This window comes from Streptomyces hygroscopicus (assembly GCF_026168105.1).
Lineage (GTDB): Bacteria > Actinomycetota > Actinomycetes > Streptomycetales > Streptomycetaceae > Streptomyces > Streptomyces hygroscopicus_D.
The window spans coordinates 84,520-108,734 of record NZ_LBMW01000013.1 but is presented as its reverse complement, the minus strand read 5'-3'; the positions used below and the strand labels follow the sequence as shown (position 1 = coordinate 108,734).

Annotated in this window: 21 protein-coding genes, 1 tRNA gene and 3 pseudogenes; 14 read left to right on the top strand and 11 right to left on the bottom strand. The window is 70.7% G+C overall.

Going from position 1 to position 24,215, the window contains the following annotated elements:
• Positions 1-146: 146 nt before the first annotated feature.
• From AAW14_RS15515 to AAW14_RS15500, 4 genes are read left to right on the top strand one after another with little or no spacing between them, the layout of a single operon-like run.
• Positions 147-545, top strand: a complete 399-nt coding sequence (locus AAW14_RS15515) for a hypothetical protein (RefSeq protein WP_265564280.1) — start codon at positions 147-149, stop codon at positions 543-545.
• Complete coding sequence (locus tag AAW14_RS15510) at positions 542-1,375, top strand: transcriptional regulator (protein ID WP_416223304.1); 834 nt, start codon at positions 542-544, stop codon at positions 1,373-1,375. Before AAW14_RS15515 ends, AAW14_RS15510 begins: the two co-directional genes overlap by 4 nt.
• 40 nt (positions 1,376-1,415) lie before the next feature.
• A complete protein-coding gene (locus tag AAW14_RS15505) occupies positions 1,416-1,937 on the top strand; it encodes a roadblock/LC7 domain-containing protein (protein ID WP_265564278.1) in 522 nt (173 codons plus the stop codon).
• Positions 1,938-1,953: 16 nt separating this feature from the next.
• On the top strand, positions 1,954-2,328 hold the full coding sequence (locus tag AAW14_RS15500) for a hypothetical protein (protein WP_265564276.1): 375 nt from the start codon (positions 1,954-1,956) through the stop codon (positions 2,326-2,328).
• 26 nt (positions 2,329-2,354) lie between these two features.
• Here AAW14_RS15500 and AAW14_RS15495 read toward each other — a convergent pair.
• From AAW14_RS15495 to AAW14_RS15485, 3 genes and pseudogenes are all read right to left on the bottom strand, one after another.
• Positions 2,355-2,757 (bottom strand): annotated as a pseudogene (locus AAW14_RS15495) (hypothetical protein); the annotation flags it as partial.
• 5 nt (positions 2,758-2,762) lie between these two features.
• Entirely contained in the window at positions 2,763-3,608 is an 846-nt protein-coding gene (locus AAW14_RS15490) for a MurR/RpiR family transcriptional regulator (RefSeq protein WP_265564274.1), read from the bottom strand.
• Positions 3,605-4,054 (bottom strand): annotated as a pseudogene (locus AAW14_RS15485) (aromatic amino acid lyase); the annotation flags it as partial. The gene AAW14_RS15490 and the pseudogene AAW14_RS15485, both read right to left, overlap by 4 nt.
• A 406-nt stretch (positions 4,055-4,460) precedes the next feature.
• Here AAW14_RS15485 and AAW14_RS15480 point away from each other — a divergent pair.
• Together AAW14_RS15480 and AAW14_RS15475 are read left to right on the top strand one after the other, a co-directional pair.
• Positions 4,461-5,147 carry a carbonic anhydrase gene (locus AAW14_RS15480; RefSeq protein WP_265564271.1) on the top strand — a complete coding sequence of 229 codons (687 nt, stop codon included), beginning with the start codon at positions 4,461-4,463 and terminating at the stop codon, positions 5,145-5,147.
• 86 nt (positions 5,148-5,233) lie between these two features.
• Entirely contained in the window at positions 5,234-5,662 is a 429-nt protein-coding gene (locus tag AAW14_RS15475) for a hypothetical protein (protein ID WP_265564379.1), read from the top strand.
• 429 nt (positions 5,663-6,091) lie between these two features.
• Here AAW14_RS15475 and AAW14_RS15470 read toward each other — a convergent pair whose 3' ends face one another.
• The gene (locus AAW14_RS15470; protein ID WP_265564269.1) at positions 6,092-7,483 is read right to left on the bottom strand and encodes a cystathionine beta-synthase; all 1,392 of its coding nucleotides are present in this window, start codon (positions 7,481-7,483) and stop codon (positions 6,092-6,094) included.
• A gap of 179 nt (positions 7,484-7,662) precedes the next feature.
• Here AAW14_RS15470 and AAW14_RS15465 point away from each other — a divergent pair, with 179 nt between their 5' ends.
• From AAW14_RS15465 to AAW14_RS15455, 3 genes are all read left to right on the top strand, one after another.
• The gene (locus tag AAW14_RS15465; protein ID WP_265564267.1) at positions 7,663-8,739 is read left to right on the top strand and encodes an SGNH/GDSL hydrolase family protein; all 1,077 of its coding nucleotides are present in this window, start codon (positions 7,663-7,665) and stop codon (positions 8,737-8,739) included.
• A gap of 241 nt (positions 8,740-8,980) precedes the next feature.
• Positions 8,981-10,198: an acetyl-CoA C-acetyltransferase gene (locus tag AAW14_RS15460; RefSeq protein ID WP_265564265.1), complete on the top strand. Its 1,218-nt coding sequence runs from the start codon at positions 8,981-8,983 to the stop codon at positions 10,196-10,198.
• Positions 10,199-10,492: 294 nt separating this feature from the next.
• Positions 10,493-11,275 (top strand): hypothetical protein, encoded by a 783-nt coding sequence (locus AAW14_RS15455; protein ID WP_265564376.1) that lies wholly within the window; start codon positions 10,493-10,495, stop codon positions 11,273-11,275.
• Positions 11,276-11,531: 256 nt separating this feature from the next.
• Here AAW14_RS15455 and AAW14_RS15450 read toward each other — a convergent pair whose 3' ends face one another.
• Entirely contained in the window at positions 11,532-11,843 is a 312-nt protein-coding gene (locus AAW14_RS15450; protein ID WP_265564263.1) for a hypothetical protein, read from the bottom strand.
• A gap of 101 nt (positions 11,844-11,944) precedes the next feature.
• On the opposite strand from AAW14_RS15450, the gene AAW14_RS15445 reads away from it, so the two are divergent.
• Positions 11,945-12,172 carry a DUF4287 domain-containing protein gene (locus AAW14_RS15445; protein WP_265564261.1) on the top strand — a complete coding sequence of 76 codons (228 nt, stop codon included), beginning with the start codon at positions 11,945-11,947 and terminating at the stop codon, positions 12,170-12,172.
• A 109-nt stretch (positions 12,173-12,281) separates the two neighbouring features.
• Here AAW14_RS15445 and AAW14_RS15440 read toward each other — a convergent pair whose 3' ends face one another.
• Positions 12,282-13,172 (bottom strand): Bax inhibitor-1/YccA family protein, encoded by an 891-nt coding sequence (locus tag AAW14_RS15440; RefSeq protein ID WP_265564260.1) that lies wholly within the window; start codon positions 13,170-13,172, stop codon positions 12,282-12,284.
• 447 nt (positions 13,173-13,619) lie between these two features.
• On the opposite strand from AAW14_RS15440, the gene AAW14_RS15435 reads away from it, so the two are divergent.
• Together AAW14_RS15435 and AAW14_RS15430 are read left to right on the top strand one after the other, a co-directional pair.
• Entirely contained in the window at positions 13,620-14,246 is a 627-nt protein-coding gene (locus AAW14_RS15435) for a choice-of-anchor C family protein (RefSeq protein ID WP_265564258.1), read from the top strand.
• Positions 14,247-14,428: 182 nt separating this feature from the next.
• Positions 14,429-14,850, top strand: a pseudogene (locus AAW14_RS15430) (ATP-binding protein); the annotation flags it as partial.
• Here the strand turns inward: AAW14_RS15430 and AAW14_RS15425 are convergent.
• Positions 14,832-14,914 (bottom strand) — tRNA-Leu (locus tag AAW14_RS15425). The pseudogene AAW14_RS15430 and the gene AAW14_RS15425 sit on opposite strands and share 19 nt — an antisense overlap.
• Before the next feature lie 413 nt (positions 14,915-15,327).
• Between AAW14_RS15425 and AAW14_RS15420 the strand changes: the two genes are divergently transcribed.
• Positions 15,328-16,098, top strand: a complete 771-nt coding sequence (locus AAW14_RS15420; RefSeq protein WP_265564256.1) for an ABC transporter ATP-binding protein — start codon at positions 15,328-15,330, stop codon at positions 16,096-16,098.
• Between the two features lie 417 nt (positions 16,099-16,515).
• A complete protein-coding gene (locus AAW14_RS15415; protein WP_265564254.1) occupies positions 16,516-19,044 on the top strand; it encodes an ABC transporter permease in 2,529 nt (842 codons plus the stop codon).
• A gap of 80 nt (positions 19,045-19,124) precedes the next feature.
• On the opposite strand, the gene AAW14_RS15410 is transcribed toward AAW14_RS15415, so the two are convergent.
• From AAW14_RS15410 to AAW14_RS15395, 4 genes are all read right to left on the bottom strand, one after another.
• A complete protein-coding gene (locus AAW14_RS15410; RefSeq protein ID WP_265564252.1) occupies positions 19,125-20,417 on the bottom strand; it encodes an SAM-dependent methyltransferase in 1,293 nt (430 codons plus the stop codon).
• Positions 20,418-20,649: 232 nt separating this feature from the next.
• Positions 20,650-22,068 (bottom strand): NAD(P)/FAD-dependent oxidoreductase, encoded by a 1,419-nt coding sequence (locus AAW14_RS15405; RefSeq protein WP_265564250.1) that lies wholly within the window; start codon positions 22,066-22,068, stop codon positions 20,650-20,652.
• Between the two features lie 527 nt (positions 22,069-22,595).
• Positions 22,596-23,537, bottom strand: a complete 942-nt coding sequence (locus AAW14_RS15400; protein WP_265564249.1) for a Ppx/GppA phosphatase family protein — start codon at positions 23,535-23,537, stop codon at positions 22,596-22,598.
• Positions 23,534-24,151 (bottom strand): DUF501 domain-containing protein, encoded by a 618-nt coding sequence (locus AAW14_RS15395; RefSeq protein ID WP_265564248.1) that lies wholly within the window; start codon positions 24,149-24,151, stop codon positions 23,534-23,536. Before AAW14_RS15395 ends, AAW14_RS15400 begins: the two co-directional genes overlap by 4 nt.
• Positions 24,152-24,215: the final 64 nt, after the last annotated feature.

Here is a 24,215-nt window from a genome sequence, read left to right as displayed (position 1 = left end):
ACGCGCCGGTAAATGCGGCCAGTTGACCCACTCTAGTGAACCGGCGCATGTTCCACCGGAAAATGCCGGAACACTCACCCCTCGCGCACACGTTGCGTAGCGTCAACGTCACTCAGCCGTACCTGAGGACGGGAGGGGAGCCCACGGTGCCCGGAATCGACGAGTGCCTGCTGGAAGCCATGCAACTGCCCGGTGCCCGGGGTGCCGCGGTGGTCGACTGGACCAGCGGGCTCGCCCTGGGCACGGTCGGGGACTCGCCCGGCGGTGACCACGAGACGACCGCGGCGGAGGCGGCCGAACTGGCCCGGCTGGCCGCCGAGCACCGCGCGTTCGCCCCCGAGGAGGACACCGGCTGGTTCGACGGGATGTGCCCGGTCGAGGACCTGATCATCGCCAACCGGGACAGCTACCACCTGCTCCGGTTCGTCCCGACGACCTTCGACAGCAGCGTCTTCCTGCATCTGTGGCTGGCCCGCTCGGAGGGCAACCTCGCCCTGGCCCGCATCCGGCTCGGTGAGATGGCCGGACGGCTGGTGCTGGGATGACGACGGTGAGAATGCCTCCCCCGTTGCCCACGCGGCTGCGGACGCAGATCCCGAGCGGCGGCCTCTCCCCCATGCTCAGCCGACTCGCCGCCGAACGGGCCACCGGAGTGCTGATGCGCGAGGGCGGCATGCTGTACCTGTCCGACGGCCAGGTGATGTACGCCGAGAGTCCCGCGACCCCCGGCCTCGACGTCCTGCTCATTGCGCGCGGCGCGCTCGACGAGGACGGCTGGCGGGAGGCGGTCGCACAGGCCGGGGCGAGACGGCTGGTGGGACGGTTCCTCGTCGACAGCGGCCGGATCAGCCAGGGCGCGCTGGAGCTGTGCCATCTGGGGGCGCTGTACGACGCGGCGTACTTCGTCCTCGGCCCGAGCAGCGCCCCCGCCCGCTTCCGGTACGGCGAGCCCCATTGGCTGGGCCCCGTCCGCCCCGTACCGGTCACGGCGGTGGAGCGCGAAACGGTGCGGCGCCGCGAACTCCTGCACGGCATCTGGCCCGATCCGGCGGCGGACGAGGCCCCCCTCGTCCGCGCCGACCGGCCTCCTGGCGCGACGGTCGCGCCCCGTCAGGAGGCGGTGCTCGCCCGGATCGACGGGGTGAGCACGGCGACGGACATCTCGCGTGTGCTGGGCCGCCCGGCCTTCCACACGCTGGTCGATGTGCGCCGGCTGGCGGCCGCCGGGTTCGTGACCCCGCGGGCGGCAGAGCCGGACCCGGCCGGACCCGCGCCCGGCAGCCCGACACCCGTCCCCGTCGAAGAGTTTCCGCTCTTCACCGACCCCCACATCACGTTGCTGAAAAGGCTGAGGGATGCGCTGGAGGCCCTTTGACCGGCTCGACAGGCAACGCCCCGCCGAGAGGAGACCCCTGATGGACGCGGAGCCCGAGGTCCTTGACGAACTCCGCCGCCTGAGAGCCCGCATCCCCCAGCTGACCGGTGCCCTCGCAGCCAGCGTCGACGGCCTCGTCCTCGCCCAGGACGCCCCGGGCGTGGAGCCGGAGAGCATCGCCGCGCTCACCGCCGCCGCGCTGGGCGTCGCGCTCCGGATGACGGACGCGACGGGCCAGGGCGACTTCCGGGAACTGCTCGTGCGCGGCATCCACGGCTATGTGGCGACGTACGCGGCGGGCCGCAGCGCCGTCCTCACCCTGCTCGCCCAGGACCGGGTCAACGTCGGCCGACTGCATCTGGAGGGCCGCCGCGCCAGTACCCGGATCGGCGAACTGGTCGACGAAGCCGCCGCCCGGACCGAGCCACCACCCCGGTCCCGCCCCGCCAGGAGCCCCACCACGACCACCGCCAGGGCGGCCATGCCCACGCGGACCCGCACCGCGCGTTCCCCCGCGAGCCCTCGTTCGGCCGCGAACGCGCGTACCACCACCGAAGGTTGAAAGGACACACCCCTAAATGGCCAACACCGAAACCGCGCTGAAAGAGGCCCTCGCCTCCATCGAAGGCGCGACCGGAGTCGCCCTCGTCGACTACACCAGCGGCATGGCGCTGGGCACGATGGGCGGCAGCAAGAGCTTCGACCTCACCGTCGCGGCCGCAGGCAACACCGATGTCGTCCGGTCCAAGCTGCGCACCATGGAACACCTGGGGCTCAAGGGGCAGATCGAGGACATCCTGATCACGCTCTCCGACCAGTACCACCTGATCCGGCTGATCAGCGGCCGCGGCGGCAACGGTCTGTTCCTCTACCTCGTGCTCGACGCCAAGCGGGCCAACCTCGCGATGGCCCGCCACCAGCTGAAGAAGATCGAGGAGGATCTGGAGGTCTGACCCCGGGCCGTCCGCTCCCCGCGTCGGACCAGTTCGGCGGTACGGCGGCGCGGCCCCGCCCTGGGCCGCGCCGCCGGCCGCGGTGCCGGTACTGCGGTAGCCCTTGACCGGCTTGCCCGCGGGGGCGGCGCCACTGCGGCCGAGCCAGTCGACGCGCACCCACAGCAGCGCCTCGCCGGCGCGCTCGCGGCGGCCGGGCCGGACGGCTTTCAGCCACAGCCCGGCGCCGGTTCCGGCGAGCGGCTCACACACCGGCGGCGGGCACCGCCAACGAGCCGGCGAGCGCGGTCACACACCGGCGGCGGGCACCGCCAACGAGCCGGCGAGCGCGGTCACGAAGGCGGCCAGAAGCCACCAGCGGTGCCCGCGCCATCAGGTGCGGACGGTGACCGCGCGGTCCTGAAGCACGTCGTACTTGCCGGCGCGGGCGGGGGCTACTCCACGAACAGCCCGCGGGTCGCCGCCCGCGCGTCGAACTCCTCCAGTCGCGCCTGCGCGTCCGGCAGGTCGTCGCACATCGCCTCGAGGAGGACCCGGCCGAGCAGCATCGGCGCACAGGCCGTGTCGAAGGCGAGCCCCGTACCGACGGCGGCCGGCAGCAGCAGATCCGAGACCTTGGCCACCGGCGCGAACGCCGAGTCGGCGACCGTCACCACCGTCAGACCCGCCTCCTTGGCGTGCTCCAGCGTCTCCACGACCTCGCGCGGATGCCGTGGCAGCGCAAAGCACAGCAAGGCGCTCGCGCCCGCGCGTGCGGCCGCGTCGATGCGGTCGTGGAGCATCGTGCCGCCCTCGTTGAGCAGCCGGACGTCCGGGTGGACCTTCGCCGCGAAGTAGGCGAAGCCGTACGCCTGGGAGGCCGCGGCCCGCAGACCGAGCACGAGCAGCGGGCGCGAGGCGGCGAGGATCCGTCCGGCCCTCTGCACGGGCCGCGGGTCGGCCAGAGCCTCCGCCAGGTGCTTCAGGTTCTCGATCTCGGCCTCGACGGCCTGCTGGTACTCGTTGTAGGAACCGGGGTCCGGCGCCTGCTCCGCCGCGGGCGCGACGTCGCGCAGGTGCTTGCGCAGCGCCGGGTAGCCGTCGAAGCCGAGGGCGACCGCGAAGCGCGTGACGGACGGCTGGCTGACCCCCGCGAGTTCGGCCAGTTCCACGCTCGACAGGAACGGCACGTCGGCGGCCCGCCGCACCATGCTGTGCGCGATGCGCCGCTGGGTCGGCGTGAGCCGGTGCCTCTCGAAGAGCGCCTGCAGCCGGGCGGCAGGGCTGTCGGTCAGGCTCATGACGTGCTCCCCCTCCAGATGTCCGTGAACCGGTCGAGCAGGTGGGCCGCCGCCACGTCGTCCGTCAGCGGCCGGTCGGCCAGGTCTGCGCCGAGCACCGACTCGGCGAGTTCCAGCGCCCGCCCCACCGGAAGCTCCGGATCGGGCCTCAGGTCACGCAGGTGCAGCGCCCGTACGGCGGCAACCAGTTCACAGCCGACCACCAGACGGTACGCACCGCAGGCGCGCAGCGTTTGGCGCGCGGCGAGCGAAGCGAAGCTGGCCTGCTCCTCGACGCCCCGGGAGAGTACAGCGTGACCGACTGAGGCGGGAGCGGAGAAGGCCCGCAGATCACCGAGGGCGGCCCCGGCGGCGTACTCCAGGATCATCACCCCGGAGGAGGCGGGCTCGTGGTCGGCGAGGAAGGGCCGCGGCCGGGTGTGGGCGGGCTCGTTCAGGGTCGACACGTCCTGCGCCGCGGTCAGCGGTGCGTCCACGGTCTGGGACGACATCACGCGCACACCTCTCTCGACGCGGACATCGAGTCCTGCCCGGTTCCACAGTGACCGGCGCGAAGCGCCGGATCGTCGACCACCTATTCAAACACCAAGAACCCTGCATGGCGATATGCAGGCGGCCCGTCCGCCGCTGCGCGACGCGCGCTCCGGCGCACACGAACCGATGCGCCGGCGGACGACCAAGCCGCGGTATCCGGGCGGCGATGATCTGCCGACGAATCGACCAAGGGCCCTTAAACGGATACGCATTGTCATCACAGGAGTGCGTACGGTGAGCATGCGTCGCGCTCAACGCCCCCGGTGAGCGCGGCGCTCATCCTCCTCCGAGGACCCGTACGACTCCTGAGGAAGCGTCATGGCCTCGAACCGCAGAGCCTTTCTGACGGCCACGGCGGTCGGCGCACTGGCCGGCGCCCCCACCGAGGCGGCCGCCTCCGGCACCGCGAGCGTCCACACCGCCCGTTCCCGCCCGCCGTTCACCGCTCCCGACGCACTCGCCGAGCTGCTGGCCGGCAACCGGCGGTACGCCGCCGGCCGACCCCGCCATCCGCACGAGGAATCGGCCCGGCGGCACCTGCTGGCCGCCGGGCAGCACCCGTTCGCGGTCGTCCTCGGCTGCATCGACTCCCGGGTCCCGCCCGAGCTGGTCTTCGACCAGGGACTCGGTGATCTGCTCTGTATGAGGACGGCCGGCCCCGTGCTGGACGAGGCGGTCCTCGGATCCGTCCAGTACGGCGTCGAGGAACTGCGCATCCCGCTGGTGCTCGTACTCGGCCACGAGCGGTGCGGGACGGTGGCGGCGACGCTCGACCACCTCCGCACGGGCGCGTCGGTGCCCGGTCATCTGCGGCTGCTGGTGGACGAGATCGCCCCGGCCGCGCGCCGGACCCGGGCGCTGCCCGGCGACTGGCTCGAGCACACGGTGCGGGCGCACGCGGTCTGGGCGCGGGACGCGATCCGCGCGGATCCGGCGTTCGGGCCGGTGCAGGTGGAAGCGGCGCGCTTCGACCTCGACACGGGCCTCGTGACCCTGCTGCCCTGAACTGCCCGCCCGCTCCTCCCGCAAGAGGGGGGCTATCCCCAGTGCGGCGGGCGCCCGGGTTCCCTAGCGTGGTCCGTATGACCGGAATGGACGCGCGGGACGCCGACCTCAAGAAGGAACTCAACGCCACTCTGCAGGCCCGCAGGGAACTGGGTGAGGAGTACGAGCCGGCGCTGGTCGAATCGTTCCTCGAGAAGGTCGACCAGCGTATCGAGGGCGTGGTCGACCGCCGGGTGCGGCGGCAACTCGCCGAGCAGCAAATGGTGGTGGCGCGCGGCGCGCGGTCCCCGAAGCCCACGGACTCCTGGGCCGAGCGCTTCGGCTTCGGCATCGTGTCGCTGGTGCTGGCGATCCCGCTCTCCGCGATCGGCGCGTACTACGGCCACCTGCCGGGGCTGTTCGTGACCTGGGCGGGCATCGCCGGCGTCAACGCCGTCCAGGCCGCCCGCACCACCCCTCGTCCGTTCGGCGGGCGCGGCTCCGGCTCCTCGCGGAACGGCGAGTGGCAGGACTGACCGCCCCTGCGGCTCAGGGCGCTCGGGCAGTGGCGACCACCCGCCCCCGCTGACCCGTCACCCGGAGGACAGAGCCGGGATCGTCCGGAGGAAGAGCCGGAAAAGGGATATGCGCGGGGACCGCCGCACCCCCATGGCTGGGGGGCGGGACGACGGCGGTCCCCGCGAGGGACGCGGGCCGGGTCAGGGCCGGGCTTGCGCGTCCTTGGCGTCCATGGAGGTCCGGGAGCCGCTCCGGAGGTCCTTGGCGCCGTTCGGCGCCGGCTGGGGCGGGGAGCCGCTCCCGCCCTGCCGACACCCACCAATGTGCCGGACCCGTGTTAAGCGGGTGCTGCGCGGACGTGACGCGCTCGTACCACTTCCGCGAAGCCAAAGGGCCCTGCGTCCGCACGGGTTTCCCGGCGACACCTCCGGTTCACCGGACGTTCGCTACTGCTTTCCGCCCTTCGCCAGGAACGCCAGCAGGTCCTGTCGGCTGACCACTCCGGTGGGCTTGCCCTCCACCAGGACGATCGCCGCGTCGGCCGTGCCGAGTACGGACATCAGGTCCCCGACCGGCTCGCCGGAGCCGACCTGCGGAAGCGGCGCGGACATGTGCTTCTCCAGCGGGTCGTCGAGCGAGGCGCGCTTGGTGAACAGGGCGTCGAGCAGCTCGCGTTCGACGACGGACCCCACGACCTCGGCGGCCATCACGTCCGGGTGACCCGCGCCCGGTTTGACGATCGGCATCTGCGAGACGCCGTACTCGCGCAGCACCTCGATGGCCTGGCCCACCGTCTCGTCGGGGTGCATGTGGACCAGGGAGGGGATCGAGCCGCCCTCCTTGTCGTTGAGCACGTCCGCGACGCGGGCGCTCGGTCCGGCGTCCTCCAGGAAGCCGTAGTCGGCCATCCACTCGTCGTTGAAGATCTTGCTGAGGTAGCCGCGTCCGCTGTCCGGCAGCAGCACGACCACGACGTCGTCCGGGCCCAGCCGCTCGGCGACCCGCAGCGCCCCGACGACGGCCATGCCGCAGGAACCGCCGACGAGCAGTCCCTCCTCCTTCGCCAGCCGACGGGTCATCTGGAAGGAGTCCTTGTCGGACACCGCGACGATCTCGTCGGCGACGGTCGGGTCGTAGGCGGTCGGCCAGAAGTCCTCGCCCACACCCTCGACGAGATACGGCCGCCCGGACCCGCCGGAGTAGACGGACCCCTCGGGGTCGGCGCCGATGACCTTGACGCGTCCGTCACTGACGTCCTTCAGATAGCGCCCGGTGCCGGAGATGGTCCCGCCGGTGCCGACACCGGCGACGAAGTGGGTGATCTTCCCCTCCGTCTGCTCCCACAGCTCGGGCCCCGTCGAGTGGTAGTGCGAAAGGGGGTTGTTGGGGTTGGAGTACTGGTCGGGCTTCCAGGCACCGGGGGTCTCACGGACGAGCCGGTCGGAGACGTTGTAGTACGAGTCCGGGTGCTCGGGGGCCACCGCCGTGGGGCACACGACCACTTCGGCGCCGTAGGCACGCAGCACGTTGATCTTGTCGGTGGAGACCTTGTCGGGGCAGACGAAGATGCACTTGTAGCCCTTCTGCTGCGCCACGATCGCAAGGCCCACGCCGGTGTTCCCGCTGGTCGGCTCGACGATCGTGCCTCCCGGCTTGAGCTCGCCGCTCTGCTCGGCCGCCTCGATCATGCGCAGGGCGATGCGGTCCTTCACCGAACCGCCGGGGTTGAAGTACTCGACCTTCGCGAGGACGGTCGCCTGGATGCCGGCGGTCACACGGTTCAGCCTCACCAGCGGGGTGTTGCCGACCAGGCTGATCATCGAGTCGTGGAATTGCACCGTTGTCTCCGGTTGCTGCAAAAGGGGTGGTCGTGATGTTTCCGCCAGCGTAAGCGGTCCCGCGGCCGGACGGTCCGCAAGCGCGGGCCGTCCTGGGCGTTCACGTCCTGTTGAGATTGGGCGACGGGGCGTACGGGGCAAGCAGTGGATGTACGGCTACGAGGAGGTGGCGGCGACGCATGTCGAGCATGTCGAGGGCGAGGGTGGCCCGGCGCATCGCGGCGGGCGCGGCGTACGGCGGCGGAGGCATCGGCTTGGTCGGAGCGGCCGCCGTCGGACTGCTGGTCGCCGAGGTGCAGATGGCCAAGCGGCATGTGGGCAACGGGCACAGTCCGCATCCGCCGAGCGCGGACGGCCTCTACGGGCGCGGGTACGCCGGCTTGAACGGACCACCGCTGAGGCTGATGATGCTCGGCGACTCCACGGCGGCGGGACAGGGCGTGCACCGGTTGCGTCAGACGCCGGGCGCGCTGCTGGCGTCGGGGCTCGCGGCTGTGGCGGAGCGCCCGGTGGAGCTGAGTGTCGCGGCCCTTCCAGGGGCGCAGTCCGATGACCTGGACCGCCAGGTGGCGCTGGCCCTGGAGGACCAGGACCGGGTCCCCGACATCTGCGTGATCATGGTCGGGGCGAACGACGTGACGCACCGCATGCCCCCGACGCGTTCGGTGCGCCATCTGTCTGCGGCGGTCCGCCGCCTTCGGACGGCGGGCGCGGAGGTGGTGGTGGGCACCTGCCCTGATCTGGGCACGATCGAGCCGGTTCAGCAGCCGCTGCGCTGGCTGGCCCGCCGGGCCTCCCGTCAGCTGGCCGCGGCCCAGACGATCGGCGTCGTCGAACAGGGCGGACGTACGGTGTCGCTGGGCGACCTGCTGGGCCCCGAGTTCGCAGCGAACCCGCGCGAGCTGTTCGGCCCCGACAACTACCACCCCTCGGCCGAGGGCTACGCCACGGCGGCGATGGCGGTCCTGCCGACGGTGTGCGCGGCGCTGGGTCTGTGGCCCGCGGAAGAGGAGCGTCCGGACGTGTCCCGTCGCGAGGGCTTTCTCCCGGTGGCCCGTGCGGCAGCGGAGGCGGCCTCGGAGGCCGGCACCGAGGTCACGGCCGCCATGCCGACGGGCCCGCGGGGCCCCTGGGCCCTCCTCAAACGCAGGCGCCGCCGCCGCCTTCCCACCCCGGACGCGGCCCCGGCACCCGCGCCGGCCGCCCCGCCATTGGAGCCTCCTCTCCCGAGCGAGGTCGAGAGCGGGGGAATATGAGGAGGAGGCAGTTCAGGCTGGTACGGGGTGCGGGTACGAAGCATGCAGGGGACGGTCCACGCCCGTCCCGCGGTGCGCTGTCCGGGTCGACCCGTACGTCGTTGTCCGGGTCGACTCCCCCGAGAAAAAGCAAGCGCTTAGAAAAGTGCGGCCCGAGTCACACCCCAACGCCCGTGACCTCCACCGTACGTACGGGTAACTTCCCCCACAGCCCTGCTTCCCCTCGTGCAATGGAGCCGTGATGCCCGAAGCCGTCATCGTCTCGACCGCCCGCTCTCCCATCGGTCGCGCCTTCAAGGGCTCTCTGAAGGACCTCCGTCCGGACGACCTCACCGCCACGATCATCCAGGCCGCCCTGGACAAGGTCCCCTCGCTGGACCCGAAGGACATCGACGACCTGATGCTCGGCTGCGGCCTTCCCGGCGGCGAGCAGGGCCACAACCTCGGACGTGTCGTCGCCGTACAGATGGGAATGGACCACCTCCCCGGCTGTACGATCACCCGCTACTGCTCCTCCTCCCTGCAGACCTCCCGCATGGCTCTGCACGCCATCAAGGCCGGAGAGGGCGACGTCTTCATCTCCGCGGGCGTCGAGACGGTCAGCCGCAGCGTCAACGGCACCTCGGACATCCCGGGCACCCACAACCCCCTCTTCGCCGACGCCGAGGCCCGCACCGCCTCCGTCGCCGAGTCCGAGGGCGCCGACTGGCACGACCCGCGCGAGGACGGTCTGCTCCCCGACCCGTACATCGCGATGGGCCAGACCGCCGAGAACCTCGCCCGTCTGAAGGGCATCACCCGCGAAGAGATGGACGAGTTCGGCGTCCGCTCGCAGAACCTCGCCGAGCAGGCCATCGCCAAGGGCTTCTGGGAGCGCGAGATCATCCCGGTGACCCTCCCGGACGGCACGGTCATCAGCAAGGACGACGGTCCGCGCCCCGGCGTCACCCTGGAGGGCGTGGCCGGCCTGAAGCCCGTCTTCCGCCCCGACGGCCGTGTCACCGCCGGCAACTGCTGCCCCCTCAACGACGGCGCCGCCGCCCTGGTGATCATGAGCGACACCAAGGCCCGGGAGCTGGGGCTCACGCCGCTCGCGCGGATCGTCTCCACCGGCGTCTCCGGGCTGTCGCCCGAAATCATGGGCTACGGTCCCGTCGAGGCCAGCAAGCAGGCCCTCCAGCGCGCCGGTCTCACCATCGACGACATCGACCTGGTCGAGATCAACGAAGCCTTCGCCGCCCAGGTGATCCCCTCCTACCGCGACCTGGGGATCCCGCTGGACAAGCTGAACGTCAACGGCGGTGCCATTGCCGTCGGCCACCCCTTCGGCATGACCGGCGCCCGCATCACCACGACGCTGATCAACTCGCTCCAGTGGCACGACAAGCAGTTCGGCCTGGAGACGATGTGCGTCGGCGGCGGCCAGGGCATGGCGATGATCATCGAGCGCCTCAGCTGACGAAGTGCCTGCGCCGGGGTCCCGCACGACCCGCGCGCGGGACCCTGCGCAACGGCCCGGAGCCCCGTGTCCCTCACGGCTCCGGGCCGTTTCGTGATCCAATCTCCCCCAGGATGTGACCTATCTCCCTCAGAACGGGATACACGCAGGTCAAAGGGGCTTCCCAGATAAACCCGAGGGCAAGGAACCTGTCCGTTTCGTGACGTTACGCACTGACAGCTGGTTAGTCCACCCTTCAAGCTGATGTAGGAAGTCGGGGGTCGACCTTGAACCGGGAGTACGTCAGTGAGCGCCATGCCGATAGCTCTGCTGCTCACCACGGCCGCCACCGTGGGCGTGGGCGTCGCCGTCCTGTGCAGCGTGCGGGCGCTGCGCCGACAGGTCACGGCCCTGCACACCGAAATCGCCGAGAGCCAAAGTACGCGCGGGCTGGTGCCCGCGGCTCGCTCCAGCGCGGACGCCGAGCAGATACGCACCGCCGTGGCCGAGGCGCTCGCCGAGGAGCGGGAGCGCGAGCTGGCCGAGGCGCGTGCCTTCTGGGCCGCCCAGGAGGCCCGTGACATCGCCGACGCCCCCACCCTGCTCGGCCTGCCCGACGGCGACCTGTTCCTGCCCCGCCAGTCGGACTTCGCGGGCCTGGAGCACGACAGCCTGGAGCCGGTGACCGAGGCCGGCGCCGACGAGACCGAGTTCGCCGGGGACTCGCCCGAACTGGCCGCCGCCCGCCGTCGCCACCCCTCGCACCCCGACTTCGTACCCGCCTCGTCGCCCGTCGTGAACGACCACGAGCGCACGGTGGCCTGCCTGGAGAAGCTGGCCACCGCCCGTACCGAACTCGCCGACGTCCGACCGGGCCCACTGGGCACCCTCGACGTCTATGTCTTCGCGGACGGCACGACGCTGTGCATGACCCCCGGCCACCGCGAGACCGCCGAGCGCCTGGCCGCGGCCCTGGGCACCGGCCACGCCCCCGTGCTGCTCGGCGGCTCGGGCGTCTCGGGCGCGTACGCACTGACCTTCGCCTGCGGCGAAGAGAACGTCTACATCCTGGCCGACCGCGTCATCGCGTCCCTGTAGCCGATCGCCTCCCTGCAACCGATCGCCTCCCTGCAGCCGAAGGACCGGCCACCGAAGAACGGGCGGCCGAACGACCGGCGCCGAACGACCGGCGGCCGAACGACCGGCGGCCGAACGACCTGGCAGCCGAAGGACCAGCGCACCGGCGGACCAGCGCACGGGCGCACCGATGCATCGATGCATCGACGGACCAGCGCACCAGTGCACCAGTGCACCGGCGCACCGGCAGCCGATGGATCGCGTCAAGTTCCGCCTCTCAGACCCCGGCGCGTTTCTGTGCCTCCTCCACGATCGCCACCGCCTCGGCGAGTTCCTCCTCGTCCCGCAGGACGAGCGCCAGATCGTGCCCGGCGACCGTGATCTGGTCGGCCGCCGCGAACATGCCGGCGTCCGGCATTTCCCGGGGTTCGGCCGAGGGCTCCTCGAGGAGCTGGGCACGACGTGCCAGCTCCCTGGCCAGACCGAGAGCCTCGGCCGCCGCACCCCGTTGCAGCCTGCTCTGCGGCGCGGCCCGCAACCGGTCGGCGAAGTGATCCACAGCCCGGGTCAAAGGCGTCGTATCAAGCACGCCGCGAGACTACGCGGCGCAGCAGGACTGTTGCCAACAGGCGAACGCTCAGGCACGGTGACCTGAAGGACCGGCTTCATCGAATGCGTCCGGAGGCGCCGATGTCCCAAGTCTTCTCCCAGGAGACCCATCGCAATCTGCTCGCCCGCATCCCCCACTGCACCGGTCGTGAAGTCTCCGACTGGCTTCGCACCGTCGACGAAGGCCCTTCCCTCTGCTTCGAGGAGAAGGTCAGCTGGCTCCGGCACGAGCACAACCTCGCGTACGGCCACGCCAAGGCGATCATCCACGAGTACGACCTGAGGAGGGCCGCGCGCAAACTGCTCTGAGCGCGCACCACCGCATCGGACACCCACACGCCGAAGGGCCCGCGAACCGTGGTTCGCGGGCCCTCGAGGTGTCGCGGGGGCGCTCGGTGCCGACGCCCCGAGCGGAGAGCTAGTCGTTGCTGCTGAAGATGGCGACCAGCCGCAGCATCTCGACGTAGATCCACACGAGGGTCATGGTGAGACCGAACGCCGCCAGCCAGGCCTCCTCACGCGGAGCCCCGTACGCGATGCCGTCCTCGATCTGCTTGAAGTCGAGGGTCAGGAAGAACGCGCCGAGCAGGATCGCCACGACGCCCACGAGCGCGCCCAGCGGGCCCATGCTGCGCAGCCCGCCGTCCGGCGCGACGCCGAAGGCGACCAGCAGCAGGTTGACCGCCATGACCACGAGGAACGCGATGGCGATGGACATGCCGATCCGGGCGTACCGTGCGGTGACGCGGATCCAGCCCGCCTTGTAGACGAGCAGGGTCGCGCCGGACACCGCCATCGTGCCGAGCACCGCCTCGAAGGGCGCGCCGTGCCACTGCGCGTTGTACATCTCGCTGATGACGCCGAGGAAGACGCCCTCGAAGGCGGCGTATCCGAGGATCAGCGCGGGCGAGGGGGTGCGCTTGAAGGACTGCACCATCGCCAGGACGAAGGCGACCAGCGCGGAGCCGAACGCGAGACCGAAGCTGGTGGACGACACCGGCAGGAGCGCCCACGCGAGGACCGCTCCGACGGCGACCGTGCCGAGCGTCATCGCCGAGCGCATGACGACATCGTCCATCGTCATCCGGCCGGTGGTGGCCGGGGCCTGCGGCGGTGCGCCGTACTGCGTCTGCTGGGCGTAGGGATTCTGCGCGTAGGGGTTGCCCCCCGCGTACGGGTTGCCTTGCGCGTACGGGTTGCCCTGGGTGCCGACAGCGGCTCCCCCGGCCTGCGGCGCGGTGTTGAAGCCCGCGTAGCCGTTGTCGCGGCTGAACCCCCGTCGCGAGAAGACCGGGTTGCTGCTCCGCATTTCACTCCTCCATGGCCACCCTGCGTGGCCTTGGCTCAAGAGTAATAGGTGGGCAAAGGATTGACTCTAGTGCTTGGGGAGGATCTTTCCCTTGTGCTTGCGCCCAACACGCTACGCGGGTTCGTGATTCCCATCGAGCACCCCCCTCATCCATGACCAAGCTGGGACAGAGTCGAGACCAGCCACTGATCAACGGGTGCCCCCAGGGCCGCAGATATCACCCGGGCGGATCAACCGCATGGATCACCCGGACGCACGCCGGTGCCCCCATCACCGGTCGCGAACGTCGCTCCGCGTCCGCACGCAGGCGTCCGACCCGGCGCGTGAAGAAAGCAAGCACACGCCCCATGCTTCCGCGCGCCCGCCATTGATCTTTGGCCTATGCCCACACCCTGGGGGACAGTTCGCACGAATCACCCCAGACTCCCCTGTCCCTCAGGAGGCTCGATGATGGCCCGACGCACCCTTCTCACCGCGCTCGCCGCGGCCGGTCTGATCGCCACCGGCGCCACCTCCGCACCGGCAGCGCCCACGCACGGGGCCCCGGTGCCCGGCCACGCGGCCTCGACGGTCGGCCGGTTCGGCGACGGCAGCTTCGAGTACCCCGTCTCTCCGGCGAAGTCGTTCCGCACCTACACGATCGGCCAGTCCCTCGGCCCCTGGAAGGTCACGAGCGGAACGGTGGACCTGATCGGCGACGGATTCTGGCAGGCGGCGGAGGGCATCCAGTCCGTCGACCTCAACGGCATCGCGCCCGGGGCGCTCTCACAGACCTTCACCACGACGCCGGGCAGGACGTACACGGTGACGTACGCGCTCGCGGGCAATCCGGGACTCCCCGAGGTGGTCAAGACCGGCCAGGTGCTCGTCGACGGCCAGGTCTTCCAGCACTTCACATTCGACGTCACCGGCAAGTCGGCCACCGACATGGGCTACGTGCGGCGACAGGTGACCTTCCAGGCGACACGGAGCACCACGACGCTCACCTTCGCGAGCACCACGCGCGGCACTGCCCGCGGACCGGTCATCGACGACGTACAGGTCCGGGAGTGCTCGTACTGCCCGGACTTCTGATACCCGGCGCCCACCGCGCACCGCGTACACCGCCTCGGCCGTGACACGAGGACGCGGCGCCAGGACGCAGCGCCAGGACGCGGCACCGGGCACGAGGCCGTAGCACCAGGAGAGCCCCGGCGCGCCGCGCCGGGGCTGCGCGCCCGCCGTGGACCATCTCGTCCCCGTGCCGCAACCCGACCCGCCAGGCGGCCCCCTGGGGCCTCGGGGAAATGGCCACGACGACGGAGCTCATCGCCGGCGAACTGGTCACCGACGCGATCCGCTACGCCTCGGGGCCGGTGCGCCAGCGGCGACTCCGCGACTCCCGCTTGACCCGCGAGGTCACCGACGGCAGCAACACCGCCCCCGGCTGAGGCATGCCCGCAGCACGGACGAGGGCCACCGCGGCCTCTTCCTCGTGGCTCGGCTCGCCCACCGCTGGGGCACGCGGTACACGGCCGAGGGAAAGATCATCCCCACCGAACAGGGGTTCCCGTCACGCGCGGGAACGCCGTATCGAGGAGTTCCGGCCCTGCAGTGCCATTGCGAATGCAGTACGGCACCTTCCCGCCGTTATGACGGTCAGGCGCCGTATGTCGGATGTGCCCGGAACCGGACTTGAACCGGTACGCCCCCGAGGGGCAGCGAGGTTTAAGCTCGCCGTGTCTGCATTCCACCATCCGGGCAGGCCATGGGGCTCCGCATCGAGGTTCCGAGCCTATCGGGACGCCTCCCCCGAACAGCGGGCGGCCGATGCGATGTTGTCTTATTTTATTGACGTCTGAGGGTGCATCAGCCCTCGGTACGGGCCATCCGCACTTGCCAATAGCCTTTCGGGCAACCAGGTCCCGTGTATGCGGAATGACGGAATTTCACCGTCCTGAACGAGGGCGGCGAGAGACCCCCCATGCAGGGTGAACAACCGCTTTCCGCTCGGGGGTGGTCTCAGGGATGGCGTCATCCCCAGGTATGAGACGGGCGTTGGCGGTCCGACCCGAGGTTGCCTCCGGAACCGGAACAGCGGCTGACTCCACGGCCCCGATTCGCCGGGACGATGGAAGTGTCCTCTTGACCGTCGTCCCGACAGGAGCACCCGCCCGTGACCAGCACTCCCCTCGCCGACCGGACCACCACAGTGGCCGCCCGCGCCACGGATCTGTCGAAGGTCTACGGACAGGGCGAAACCCAGGTGGTGGCTCTCGACCGCGTCACCGTCGACTTCCATCAGGCCCAGTTCACGGCGATCATGGGGCCCTCGGGCTCCGGCAAGTCGACGCTGATGCACTGCGTCGCCGGGCTCGACTCCTTCTCCTCCGGCTCCGTCCGCATAGGTGACACCGAACTGGGCTCGCTGAAGGACAAGCAGCTCACCAAGTTGCGCCGGGACAAGATCGGTTTCATCTTCCAGGCGTTCAACCTGTTGCCGACGCTGACCGCGCTGGAGAACATCACGCTGCCGATGGACATCGCGGGCCGCAAGCCGGACAAGGCGTGGCTGGACACCGTGATCCAGATGGTCGGCCTGTCGGGGCGGCTCAGCCACCGTCCGGCGCAGCTGTCCGGCGGTCAGCAGCAGCGCGTCGCGGTGGCGCGGGCGCTCGCGTCCAAGCCGGACATCATCTTCGGCGACGAGCCCACCGGGAACCTGGACTCGCGGTCGGGCGCGGAGGTGCTCGGCTTTCTGCGCAACTCCGTAAGGGAGTTGGGGCAGACGGTGGTGATGGTCACCCACGACCCGGTGGCGGCGGCGTACGCGGACCGGGTGATCTTCCTGGCGGACGGGAGGATCGTGGACGAGGTGCACGAGCCGACCGCGGAGGCGGTGCTGGACCGGATGAAGCGGTTCGACGCCAAGGGCCGCACCAGCTGAGGCCCCACCGCTCCAGCCCTCGGAAGCCGTACTCCCCACCTCCGGACGCACCGGTGCCCGTGCCACGACGCCGCCGACCGGGCTCGGCCCAGGGGGCCGGCAGGCACCCGACTGGAGCCCGCCTTCTGCAAGTTCAGCAAGTTCTGCCACCCGCGGGGCTCCGCCCCGGGACCCTCCAAGCTCGCCGGGGCTCGCCCCCGCCCCCTCTCCTCGAACGCCGGAGGGGCTGAAGTCCACCGATCCCGGACAGGAACTTCGGCCTGTTTCCGGCGGCTCGGGCGCCACTCAGTCCGTCCGGCTGCGAAGGCGAGGCCGTCGGGCCGTCGGAGAGGTCCTGGGCGGCAGCCCCCGGCGCCGGGCGAGATCCCGCGCCTCCCAAACCACCCGTCGCACCACCCAGCCCCTGGACAGAGAGAAATGTTCCGTACCGCCCTGCGCAACGTGCTCGCGCACAAGGCCAGGCTGCTCATGACCGTCCTCGCCGTGATGCTCGGCGTGGCGTTCGTGACGGGCACCCTGGTCTTCACCAACACCATCTCGGACGCCTACCAGAAGAGCTCCGCCAAGGGCTTCGACCAGGTCGACGTGGCCATCCGGCCGGAGGGCCGCCAGGACACCGGCGACAGGGTCGGCAAGGAGCCCCGGCTGACCCAGGCACTCCTCGACAGGACAGCCAAGGCGCCGGGCGCCGACACGGCCGTCGGTGTCGTCGGCGGTTTCACCGCGATCGCCGACAAGGACGGCAAGCTCCTCGGCGACGGCTTCCAGTCGCAGGGCGGGAACTACTGGGGGGCCAAGGACCCCCGGTACCCGATCGTCAGCGGCCACGCCCCGAAGGGACAGAACCAGGTCCTGATCGACTCCGAGACCGCCAGGCGCGCCGGTTACAAGGTCGGCGACACCGTGCGGCTCTCCATCGACGGGCCCGTCCTCACCCCCGAGATCACCGGCATCTTCACCACCGACGACGGCAACGTCGCCGCCGGCGGCAGCCTCGCGCTCTTCGACACGGCCACCGCCCAGCGCCTCTTCCACCGGGCGGGCTCGTACGACGAGATCGACGTGAAGGCCGCCTCCGGCACGAGCCAGATCGCCCTGCGCAACGCGCTGGACGAGATCGTGCCCAAGGACACCGCCTCCACCATCACCGGACAGCAGCTCGCCGACGACCAGGCCAAGGAGATCGCGGACGCGACGAGCGGCATGCGCACCACTCTGCTGGTCTTCGCGGGCATCGCGCTGTTCGTCGGCACGTTCATCATCGCCAACACCTTCACCATGCTGGTCGCCCAGCGCACCAGGGAACTGGCGCTGCTGCGCGCGGTCGGCGCGTCCCGCCGGCAGGTCACCCGGTCCGTGCTCATCGAGGCGTTCGTGGTCGGCACGGTCGCCGCCGTCACCGGGCTCCTCGCCGGTGTCGGCATCGGAGCAGGGCTGCGCTCGCTGGTGGGTTCCCTCGGCGGTAACGTCCCGGACGGTCCGCTCGTCATCACCCCGGGCACGGTAGTCGCCGCTCTCGCCGTCGGCATCCTGATCACGATGCTGGCCGCATGGCTGCCGGGCCGCCGCGCAGCGAAGATCCCGCCGGTCGCCGCCATGAGCAGCGTCCACGCGAAGGCCACCACCAAGTCCCTGGTCGTACGGAACACGATCGGCGCCCTGTTCGCTTCGGCCGGTGTCGCCACCGTTCTGTACGCCACCACCCTGAACAGCACGGACGGCCAGGCCCCGATGGGCCTCGGCGCCGCGCTCCTCGTCATCGGCGTCTTCGTCCTCACCCCCCTGCTTGCCCGTCCGCTGATCGCGGCCGCCGCGCCCCTCATGCGCGTCTTCGGGATCGCCGGGAAGCTGGCGCGGCAGAACTCGGTGCGCAACCCACGCCGCACCGCGGCCACCGCCTCGGCCCTGATGATCGGTCTGACCCTGATCACCGGTCTGACGGTGATGGCGGGCAGCCTCCAGACCGCGATCGACAAGATGGCGTCCTCCGCGATCAGGGCGGACTACGTGGTGTCGATGGCGAACCGCAATCCGCTCTCGCCCGACGTCGAGAAGACACTCAGCTCGGCCGACGGCGTCACCGCGACCAGCCCGCTGCGCAACGCACCCGCGCGCATCGGCGGCCAGACCGAGTACCTGACCGGCGTCAACGGCGCCACGATCGGCAAGCTGACGAATCTCACGGTCGACAACGGTGCCTTCGAGGTCGGCGGCACCCGGGTGGTCGTCGACGACGAGACCGCCAAGTCGCACCACTGGACGGCGGGTTCCCGGATGGACGTCTCCTACGAGGACGGGAAGAAGCAACAGCTGACGGTCGCCGGTGTCTACCAGGGCACCGAGATGATGCACGGCATCATGCTGGACAACGCGACGCTCTCCCCGCACCAGAGCGACCCGTCCGACATGCAGGTCATGGTCAAGACGTCCGGCGGCGCGACCTCCTCGGCCAAGAGCTCGCTGGTGAAGGCACTCGGCGACAACCCGGCCATCAAGGTCCAGGACAAGAAGGACATCTCCAACGGCATCGCGCAGATCTTCACGCTGATGCTGAACATGCTCTACGGCCTGCTGGCCATGGCCGTGATCGTCGCCGTCCTCGGTGTCATCAACACCCTGGCCATGTCGGTCTTCGAGCGCTCGCAGGAGATCGGCATGCTCCGCGCGATCGGCCTCGACCGCAAGGGCATCAAGCGGATGGTCCGGCTGGAGTCCCTGGTGATCTCGCTCTTCGGCGGTGTGCTCGGCATCGGCCTGGGCGTGTTCTTCGGCTGGGCGGCCGGCGAACTGCTGGGCACCAAGCTGGCGACGTACGAACTGGTCCTGCCCTGGGGCCGGATGGCCTTCTTCCTCCTCATGGCGGCGGCGGTCGGTGTGCTGGCCGCCCTGTGGCCGGCCCGCCGGGCGGCCCGCCTGAACATGCTGACGGCCATCAAGTCCGAGTAGTCCGGGCAGCCCGAGCAGCCCTGAACCGGTTGGGGCCCCGTCCGATCACCCCTCGGACGGGGCCCCGCGTCGTACGGGAGTCAGTTCCAGGTGCGGGAGCGCAACGGCATCCCGGACGCGCCCGACTCCGGCGTCCGCACGGCGAGGACCTGGTTGACGCCGATGCGGTTGCGTTCGAAGGCGACCGCGGAGGCGGCCATGTAGAGGCGCCAGACGCGGGCGCGGCCGGGGCTCGTCAGGCGCTGCGCCCGTCCCCACTGGGCCTCCAGGTTGGCGACCCAGCCGCGCAGGGTGAGGGCGTAGTGCTCGCGCAGGGACTCGACGTCGCGGACCTCGAACCCGGCGCGCTCCAGCTGGGTCACCGTGCTGCCGAGGGGGGCGAGTTCACCGTCCGGGAACACATAGGCGTCGATGAACGGGTCGACGGAGTACGACGATTCGTCCCGCTGGGGCCGTCGTGCGATCTGGTGGTTGAGCAGCCGGCCGCCCGGCTTCAACAGAGTGAACAGGTCGCGCGCGTACCCCAGGTACCGCTCGGCGCCGACGTGTTCGGCCATGCCGATGGAGGAGATGGCGTCGTACGGCCCGTCGGCGACGTCGCGGTAGTCCTGCACCCTGATCTCGACGCGGTCGGTGAGCCCCTCGTCGGCGATCCGCTTGCGGGCGTAGGCGGCCTGCTCCTGGGAGAGGGTGACGCCAACGACGCTCACGCCGTGCTCGCGGGCGGCGTGCATGGCCATGGAGCCCCAGCCGCAGCCGACATCGAGCACCCGCTGACCGGGCTTCAGGCCGAGCTTCCGGCACACGAGTTCGAGCTTGTCGCGCTGGGCGTCCTCGAGGGTGCTGTCGAGGCCGGTCCAGTAGGCGCAGGAGTACACCATGGACGGGCCCAGGACGATCTCGTAGAAGTCGTTCCCGACGTCGTAGTGGTGACTGATGGCCCGTCTGTCGCTGCGCCGGGTGTGGAGGTGGCCGTGGGCCCTGCGGACCTCCTCCTGGGGCGGCGGGGGCGGCGGGAAGGGACCGGCCAGTTTGGCGAGCCCGCGGACGGCGGCGCGCACATCCGGGTCACGGACCGCCTGGGTGAGGGTGCGGGCGTCGTCGCCGCGCTCCCAGACGAGACCGGCGAGGAGGTCGAGAGCGGTGTACAGATCGCCGTCGATGCCCAGATCTCCGGCGACCCAACCGCGGGCGAGGCCCAACTCGCCCGGTTTCCACAGCAGACGGCGCAGGGCGCGGCGGTTGTGGATGACGAGAGTGGGAGCGCCGGGCGGACCGGCCTCCGAACCGTCCCAGGCGCGGATGCGCACCGGGAGGGACACTCCCAACAACTGTTCGACGAGGCTCTTCAGCCGCGGCGCGGCGTCGGCCATGGTGCACACCTCCGTGACGGGATCCCGGAATGTCCAACACCACGTAAACACCTGCGAGGCCGGGCCGCAGTCCCCCGTTGGCGTTACGGCTGGGCAAAATGCCGGTATCCGCCCTGGACCCCCAAGGAATCCGCTGCTCACCCGCCGGGCGCACGCTTCCCGTCACGCACGCCGAAGGGCCTCCCGCACCACGGATGGCGGGAGGCCCTTCGGCTGGTTCGGCGACCGGGGGTCAGGAGGCCTTGGCCTTCTCCTCGGTCTTGGCCTTCGTCTCGGTCTTGGCCTTCGCCTCGGTCTTGGCCGCGGCGGGGACCGGCGCCGGCTTGGCGGCCTCGTAGAACTCCTCGCGCGGAGACTCGATCGCGCCGAGCGAGACGACCTCGCGCTTGAGGAACATACCGAGCGTCCAGTCCGCAAAGATCCGGATCTTCCGGTTCCAGGTCGGCATGGCCAGACCGTGGTAGCCACGGTGCATGTACCAGGCGAGGCGGCCCTTGAGCTTGATCTTCATCTTGCCCATGACGATCATCGCGACGCCCTTGTGGAGGCCGAGGCCCGCCACCGCGCCCTTGTTCCCGTGGCTGTACTCCTTCTGCGGGAAGCCCCGCATCCCGGAGACCACGTTGTCGCCGAGCACCTTGGCCTGACGCAGCGCGTGCTGTGCGTTCGGCGGGCACCAGGCGTTCTCGTTGCCCGCCTTGCGGCCGACGACGTCGGGCACCTGGGCGTTGTCACCCGCGGCCCAGATGTAGTCCGTGCCCTGGACCTGGAGCGTGGCCGCGGTGTCCACGTGGCCGCGCGGACCGAGCGGCAGCCCGAAGCGGGCGAGCGCCGGGTTCGGCTTGACACCGGCCGTCCACACGATGGTGTTGGAGTCGACCTCGAGGCCGTTCTTGAGCACCACGTGACCGTCGACGCAGGACTCCATGGAGGTGGACAGGTAGACCTCGACCCCGCGGCCCTCGAGGTGCTCCTTGCCGTACTGGCCGAGCTTGGGACCGACCTCGGGGAGGATCTTGTCGGCGGCGTCGACCAGGATGAAGCGCATGTCCTCGCGGGACACGTTCTTGTAGTACTTGGCCGCGTCCCGGGCCATGTCCTCGACCTCGCCGATGGTCTCCGCACCGGCGAAGCCACCGCCGATGAAGACGAAGGTCAGCGCCTTGCGGCGGATGTCCTCGTCGGTCGTGGAGTCGGCCTTGTCGAGCTGCTCGAGCACGTGGTTGCGCAGGCCGATGGACTCCTCGATGCCCTTCATGCCGATGCCCTGCTCGGCGAGGCCGGGGATCGGGAAGGTGCGGGAGACCGCGCCGAGCGCGATGACGAGGTAGTCGAACGGCAGCTCGTACGCCTCGCCGACGAGGGGGGCGACCGTGGCGACCTTGCGGTCCTGGTCGATGGTGGTGACCCGGCCGGTGAGGACCTCCGCCTTCGGCAGCACGCGTCGCAGCGGGACGACGACGTGCCGGGGGGAGATGCTGCCGGCGGCGGCTTCGGGGAGGAAGGGCTGGTAGGTCATGTACGAGCGGGGGTCGACGACCGTGACGGTCGCCTCGCCGTAGCGCATCTTCTTGAGAATGCGTCGAGCTGCGTACAGGCCTACGTACCCACCGCCTACTACGAGGATCCTGGGACGCTCCGTGGTGCTCATGCCATCGAGTATCCACCCGCCCCTGGGGGGTCGCTCGTGCGCCCCTTCACAAGCTCGGACGGGGTGTCTGCTACACTCCGCCGCTCACGTGACGGAGGTCATGGCGCCGACGGGGAACCACGGTGTAGGGCCGACTGCCGTCAAGGCCGCGTGAGCTGCCCCGCAAGCCCGTCGGGAGATCCATACCGGGCTCTCACCCCACCCCTGCGCAACACCCCTGAAACGCCGGCCGGAGCGCCCCGGCAGAGCCCCTCGGCCCCACGGATGGCACAACGGGCCCGAAACCTCGCCCAGCAGGGACGATTTCCTTGTGAAGAACTTCACGAAGTTTTCCGGCGGCGCGGCACCGAGGTATTCCTGACACCCCCTCGGGCGCGCTCATACGTTATCGGACCTGCTCAGGAGAGGCTACTGGTGAGTAGAAAAATCTCACCACCCGGAACTCTCCTGAGCAGCCGTCAGCATCCCCGGCCGACTTGGACAACTCGTCCGGCTCGCACGCCCGCCCGTCGGCCGTCACGCCTCCGCTAGGCGATGGACCAGGCGATCCCGTCGAGGATGTCGTGCTCGCTGACCAGGACCTCGGCGGCGCCGATCCGCTCCATGATCGCGAGCAGTACGAGGGCGCCCGCGCCGATGACGTCCACACGGCCCGGGTGCATCGAGGGGATCGCCGCGCGCTCGGCGTGCGTGGACCTCAGGAGCCACTCGGTGATCTCCCGGACGCGGTCGTGGGAGATCCGGGAGTGGTGGATCCTCGCCGAGTCGTACTCCGGGAGGTCCTGGGCGATCGCCGAGACGGTGGTGACCGAGCCGGCCAGCCCGACCAGCGTCCGCGCGTCGCGCAGCGGCACCGCCCGGTCCACCAGGTCGAGCGCGGCCTCGACGTCGGACCGTATGGCCGCGATCTGCTCCTCGGTCGGCGGGTCGGCGACGACCCCGTCGCGCACGAGATGACGCTCGGTCATACGCACACAGCCGATGTCCACGGACCGTGCGCCGCGCACATGGTCGTCGCCCACGACGAACTCCGTGGAGCCGCCGCCGATGTCCACGACCAGATAGGGCCTGGCCAGGTCCTCGCGGCCCATCAGCTCCTTGGTCGCGCCGACGAAGGAGAACTCGGCCTCCTGGTCGCCCGAGATGACCTCGGGTTCGACACCGAGGATGTCCTGCACCCCGCCGACGAACTCCTCCCGGTTCTCGGCGTCCCGGGAGGCGGACGTGGCGACGAAGCGCAGCCGCTGAGCGCCGTGCTTGGCGATGATCTCGGCGTACTCCCGGCAGGCGGCGAACGTGCGCTCGAGCGCCTCCGGCGCGAGCCGCCCGGTGCGGTCCACGCCCTGCCCCAGCCGGACGATGGTCATCCGCCGGTCCAGCTCGATCAGTTCACCGGTGGCCGGGTCGGCATCGGCCACCAGGAGCCGAATGGAGTTCGTGCCGCAGTCGACGGCGGCGACGCGTGTCACTTCTCGTCCTCCTCGGAATCGAGGGGCCTGGAGGCCAACCGCCCGGTGCCGGGGCCCTCGCCGCCGGTTCCGGCCTGCCCTTCCTCACCCGACGCCGCCCACTGGTGCGTCACGCATGATCCCTTGCGCCACCACTGCGGCAGCATCGCGATCGCCTCGTCGCCGAGCGGGTTGACGCCCGGGCCGGCGGCCAGGGAGTGCGCCACGAGCACGTGCAGGCACTTCACGCGGTCCGGCATTCCGCCGGCGCTCGGGAAGCCCTCCAGGACCTCGATGGCGTCGCGGCGGGCGATGTAGTCCTCGTGCGCGGCGCGATAGGCGGCGGCCAGCGCCGGATCGGCGGCCAGGCGCTCCGTCATCTCCTTCATGACGCCGTTGGCCTCGAGCGTGCCGATCGCCGAGGCGGCGCGCGGGCACGTCAGGTAGTACGTCGTCGGGAACGGCGTGCCGTCGGGGAGCCGTGGCACCGTCTCCACGACGTCCGGCTGCCCGCACGGGCACCGGTGCGCGATCGCACGCAGCCCACGCGGCGCGCGGCCGAGCTGCTCCTTGATGGCCTCGACGTCCGCGTCCGTGGGCTCGGTGTGCGGGGTGGGCGGCGGGGGCGTTTCCATGGCTGTCTTTCAGGCTGTCTTTCTCATCGGGACGCTGATGGTCCGGTCACTGCTTCATCGGTGC